This window comes from Limnospira sp., from assembly GCF_051859755.1.
Classification (GTDB): Bacteria; Cyanobacteriota; Cyanobacteriia; order Cyanobacteriales; family Microcoleaceae; genus Limnospira; species Limnospira fusiformis.
In genome coordinates, this window is sequence record NZ_JBIMLI010000221.1 from 1 (window position 1) to 4,856 (window position 4,856).

The 4,856-nt window shown below is 45.5% G+C and carries 5 protein-coding genes; 2 read left to right on the plus strand and 3 right to left on the minus strand.

Translation table 11 applies throughout. The annotated features are described in order from the left end of the window. Positions 1–231: 231 nt before the first annotated feature. The 3 genes from ACTIE0_RS22760 to ctpB all read right to left on the minus strand — a co-directional run bounded on the left by ACTIE0_RS22760 (position 232) and on the right by ctpB (position 3,469). Positions 232–588, minus strand: a complete 357-nt coding sequence (locus ACTIE0_RS22760; protein ID WP_006622565.1) for a Pepco domain-containing protein — start codon at positions 586–588, stop codon at positions 232–234. 324 nt (positions 589–912) lie between these two features. After that, positions 913–2,079: an S-layer homology domain-containing protein gene (locus ACTIE0_RS22765; RefSeq protein WP_006670902.1), complete on the minus strand. Its 1,167-nt coding sequence runs from the start codon at positions 2,077–2,079 to the stop codon at positions 913–915. A gap of 106 nt (positions 2,080–2,185) precedes the next feature. Next, on the minus strand, positions 2,186–3,469 hold the full coding sequence (gene ctpB, locus ACTIE0_RS22770) for a carboxyl-terminal processing protease CtpB (RefSeq protein ID WP_006622567.1): 1,284 nt from the start codon (positions 3,467–3,469) through the stop codon (positions 2,186–2,188). 324 nt (positions 3,470–3,793) lie between these two features. Between ctpB and ACTIE0_RS22775 the strand changes: the two genes are divergently transcribed. Next, positions 3,794–4,576 (plus strand): hypothetical protein, encoded by a 783-nt coding sequence (locus ACTIE0_RS22775; protein ID WP_439516996.1) that lies wholly within the window; start codon positions 3,794–3,796, stop codon positions 4,574–4,576. 153 nt (positions 4,577–4,729) lie between these two features. After that, positions 4,730–4,856 (plus strand): helix-turn-helix domain-containing protein (locus tag ACTIE0_RS22780; RefSeq protein ID WP_439516997.1); only part of this gene is annotated, 127 nt, incomplete at its 3' end.

A 4,856-nucleotide genomic window follows, 5' to 3' on the forward strand; every position in this document is an offset into this window, starting at 1 on the left:
CGCCATCCCGGTTGTCAACCCCTCATCTCTCTCGTCGCGCCGATTTTTTGTTAAGTTTTGTTAAGTTGGGTGATAGTTGGGGGGCTATGAATCGTGGCTTAACCTGAAGGTAGGTTGAGGAAAAAATCAAGCATATAGCCATGTTACCCCCACGGTTTCAATTATAGCGATCGCCATCCCGGTTGTCAACCCCCCACCCCTCTCGTCGCGCCGATTTTTTTTTAAGTTTTGTTAAGTTTTGCGACGTTTAAACGTAAGTTTGATAGTCCCATGATCGAAGTTGTCACTACAGAGGCTAACTTCTCCGTTGCCATTAATTCTGACAGACAATTCCACCTGGTCAAGCTGCATGGGAGATTTTTGGGAGTTTCCAGAGGCTTGCTGCATTTGAAACGCTTGCTGTTCCGCTTGTAGAAATACATCACCAATTACTAATAAAAATTGACTCATATTTTGCTGCATTTTGTGCGCCGGGACTGCTACCCTGTGGGTCTGTGATTCTGTAGGAGTGTCAGGGGATGTTGAGGGGTTAGGGGAATCTTGGGTAATAATCCAGATACTTTTGGGAATTTGGATAATTTCTGACATAGACTAATGGGGGATGATGGTTAATTATTAACTTAATGTGATGATTGTAGCTTAAATATGGTGGTTGATGTCTAATGATTGAGATATGAAGAAGGAAGCCGAAAAGATTGAGTTTCACTAGGTTAATGGGTCTGGTGGGGGCGGTGCAATATATGCGATCGCATACAAGATAGACTTTCACAAGGCGCGCCATGGCAAAAATATCACCGTGGGGAACATCTCCGATTTGGGAATATTTAACTATTTTGGGTGTCAAAAAAATGCGTCAGAAAAATCTTAGATCTCTGACGCAGGCTAATTGTTGATGTATGAAACCCACAACATTTAACGAGTAACCAGGTAATCTGACTCGATAGGTTCAGCATCACCCGATCGCACTAATACTTGATAAATCATGACAATAGCCTCTGCTTGACTGACGGACTGATGAGGATTAAAAGTATTGCGATCTGGATGACTGGCGACCAAACCCGCCTCAGTCGCCGCCGCCACTTGACCAATAGCCCAATCAGGAATTTGATCAGCATCGGAGTAAACTTTGAGAATTTCCTGGGGATTATTGGGGGTAGGTAAATCCAAACCACTGACCAAAGCCACCACGACCTCTGTATGAGTCATTTCTTGATTAGGTTGGAAAACTTCCCCAGGATAACCCCGGAGAAAACCCATTTTGGTAGCTTCTTGGATCGCCTGATTAGCCCAATGGTCTTGCGGTAGATCCTGAAACTTAATATCAGGTTGAATTCTGTCAGTTTTGAGGGATTGTTGCAACTGATGAGCAAACTGTCCCCGACTCACTGGCTGATCTGGGTTAAATGTACCATCTTCTGCACCGATCGCCTGATTATGGTCAGCAAAATAAACTACAAAATCCCGCGCCCAGTGTTCCTCTGGTACATTAGCCAGTATAGTTGTAGCCGAATCTGGAGTTACAGCGGTCTGGGTGGGAGTGGTTTCTGGTGTTTCGGCGGTAGTTACAGGGGAACTGGGAACCTCTGAGGTTTCGGTGGGAGTAGGAGTTTCAGGGGGTGATGTAACCGTCGCCTCTGTGTCTGTGGTCGTGGTTGTTTCGGCTTCTGTTGTGGGTGATGAAAATAAGGGGAGAGTAGCCGGAGTTGACTCGGTGGTGGGAGAGGCTATTTGTAAACCTTCCAAGTTTAGCCAGCTTAGTGTCAATCCTGTAGATTCGCTGCTGACTGTATCTGAAGGTCCAGACTTAGACTCTGGGGTGTATGAGGAAGAGATTATAGAGGTTGTGCTGGAGGATGCTTGACGGACTATATCAGAGACATTGATTAAACTCCGATGATCTGAGATAGTTTCGGGTTTAGCTGAGAGTAAGCTAAAGCTGCTTTTGGGTTCGATCTTCCCAAATACCCAAAAGAAGACAAACCCCATAGTTGCGATCGCCAAAATAATCGCCAGCCATTCCTCCATAGTTGGGGGTGATTGTTTCCGTGGCTGTAAATCAGCCCGATCTGATTCTGACATAGGAATTTTTTGCTCTTGAACATTCCCCTCAAGGTTAACTGTTCTCGATGACCATGACAATCAAAAAAAAGGGTGGCAGTTGAAATTTGGTTGCCACCCTGATAGATTAGTTAACTGCCATGGGATGAGACAAATCACCATTAAGAACTAAGATCGCCTTAGCATAGCCAGGATCTTGGTGAGTTCCAATCAAATTGGGATCACTAGCTAGTTGCTTTTTCTCTAACTGAGTCAATTCGATGGAAATATCGGGGGTGACACCTTTCTGGCTGATGTCTGTACCGTTAGGGGTATAATAGTGGGCGATGGTGACAGCCAAGCCGGAACCATCAGATAAGGAAAAGACGGACTGTACCAGGGCTTTACCAAAAGTCCGAGTTCCCATAACCATAGCCCGCTTGTTGTCCTGCATTGCTCCTGCCAAAATTTCACTAGCACTGGCTGAGTTATCATCAACTAGGACAACGGTGGGTAAGTCAGTTAAGGCTGTATGATTGGCGCGGATTTCCTGACTTTTACCGTGGCGATCAATTGTACTAACGATCGCTCCTGAGTCTACCCACATCCTAGCGATATCAATGCTGCTGCGTAACAGTCCCCCAGGATTTCCGCGTAAATCTAAGACAAATCCATCTACATTTTGAGCCAGGAGTTCTTTAATAGCTTGTTGCATCTGTTCAGCCGCATGGGAGTTAAACTCCTGTAGTTGAATGTAACCAATCTGGCGATCGCCTTCTGTATTGAGGCGATAGCGGACGGCTTCTAGTTCAATGCGAGCGCGGGTAAGGGTCAGGTCAAATTGTTGAGCTTCATCGCGACTGATGGTTAAAGTGATGGAAGTTCCCACCCGACCCCGAATTTTCTCGGCTGCTTTTTCTACGGTCATCCCTTGGGTAGACTCGCCATCAATGGCTAAAATGCGATCGCCTGATTGGATTCCCGCTTCCATGGCTGGGGAATTTTTAATAGGATTAACTACTGTAATTTGGCGAGTTTTCTCATCCAAAGTCAGTTGCATTCCCACCCCAGAAAGTTCTCCCGCTGTTTGATTGGTGAGGCGTTCATACTGCTTAGGATCGAGAAATCGGGTATATGGATCGTTGAGTTTTTCTAAGGCGTTACGCAGTTCTGTATATGCTTCTTCTGGAGAGGAATATTCTTTACTGAGAAGCTGTTGTCGAACTTCCAGCCAGTCGATCCGGTTGAAACTGGGGTCTACATATTCTCGATTAACAATCTGCCAAGCCTCGTCAATGACGGCTTTCGGACTATTTTTTAAGGTAGCATTTACTGAACCACTGAGCCCTGGAATCGTTAAAGCGGAAATGGTGACTATGGCTCCACTTAAAACGGCGCGCAAGGGGGAAAAAGGTCTAGTAGCTTGATTCATCTAATCTTCCTCTGGCTGGATTCTCTGGCTGGATGCCTAAATGATATTTTTATAGGGTAGCAAAAGCAATCCCTATACAGTTGACATTAAATAATAGTCGATAGCTTTAAAATACACCTGGGAAGGTATGTTAAAAGTCAGCTATCATAAGGCTGTTGTCCAGGTATTATACCCGGATGGTGTGATCATGATACTGGATTTGATGATGATACCGAACTCCGGGAGCGATTGTGTGTCTGAAGACATTATACAAGCATAATTTATCTATTGTCATCTTTTTGTACAATAAGTTTTAGGGAAATTTTAGATTTGGGGGAACCTCCCATGTCATCTTTGGCTGTGAAACGGTTTGAGGGTCTTTTTCCAGTGGCGATCGCGGTTGTCGCCCTGGGTGCTATCATTGGGGTGCAAATCTATGCACCGGGTGGGGCTAGGTTGGGCGATCGCTTTTCTGAAGAAAACGGCCCGCAGTTGACCACTACCGAAGCCGAAAGGCAGGAGCAGAGACTGGCTGCTAATCTCGAGATTGTCAAAAATTTACCCACTTTAGGCTTTGATAACCTCCTTGCTAATTGGGTATTTCTGAACTTTCTCCAGTATTTCGGAGATTTGGAAGCGCGGAATTTGACGGGTTTTCAACTCAATGACAATTTTTTTGATGTGATCTCCCGCCTCGACCCTAGATGGATAGATATGTACTTATTTTTATCTACCGCTGTTGGTTATTACCAAGCTCAACCCGAACTTTCCGTAGAATTGATGCAGCGGGGAACTGAGGCGCTGTCTCCAGAATTCCCCGGTGCTTGGCGATTATGGCGGTTAAAGTCTCTTGATGAACTATTACTCCTGGGCGACACTCCAGCAGCCATAGAATCCCTAGAAACCGCCTCTGAGTGGGCGCAAGCTAGTGGATATGAGCCAGCAGCAACCCTATTTCGGGATGCGGCTAATGGATTGCGGGACAATCCCGATAGTGTGCCGATACGCATTAACGCTTGGCTAACAGTTTACTCGCAAACCATGGATACTTTGGTTAGGGAGAGAGCGCTAACAGAACTGGAAGCGTTGGGGGTGGAAATACAGGAGGGAGAGGACGGAGAGCCATGATTTAGTCGTAGATTTGCAGGACATCTTACGACAATAGCGTATAATACTTCAGAAGATTCGCAACTCAATCATTGATATACGGTTAAACCCCGGACAATGGCGAATTTTGCTCACCACCTAATAATAAAGCAGGATTTATGGTAAAATGCAATGATGGTTTACAAAGCCTTCCGTACCCAACTAAAACTCAATGACCGTCATCGCACCTTGATGGCCAAACACGCGGGTTATGCTCGGTTCGTGTTTAATTGGGGATTACACTTATGGAGGTCAGCTTATG

What these genes read in the sequence shown, in the direction of transcription:
- ACTIE0_RS22760 (WP_006622565.1), bottom strand. Translation starts at nt 588, where the DNA reads ATGTCAGAAATTATCCAAATTCCCAAAAGTATCTGGATTATTACCCAA.
- ACTIE0_RS22765 (WP_006670902.1), bottom strand. Translation starts at nt 2,079, where the DNA reads ATGTCAGAATCAGATCGGGCTGATTTACAGCCACGGAAACAATCACCC.
- ctpB (WP_006622567.1), bottom strand. Translation starts at nt 3,469, where the DNA reads ATGAATCAAGCTACTAGACCTTTTTCCCCCTTGCGCGCCGTTTTAAGT.
- ACTIE0_RS22775 (WP_439516996.1), top strand. Translation starts at nt 3,794, where the DNA reads ATGTCATCTTTGGCTGTGAAACGGTTTGAGGGTCTTTTTCCAGTGGCG.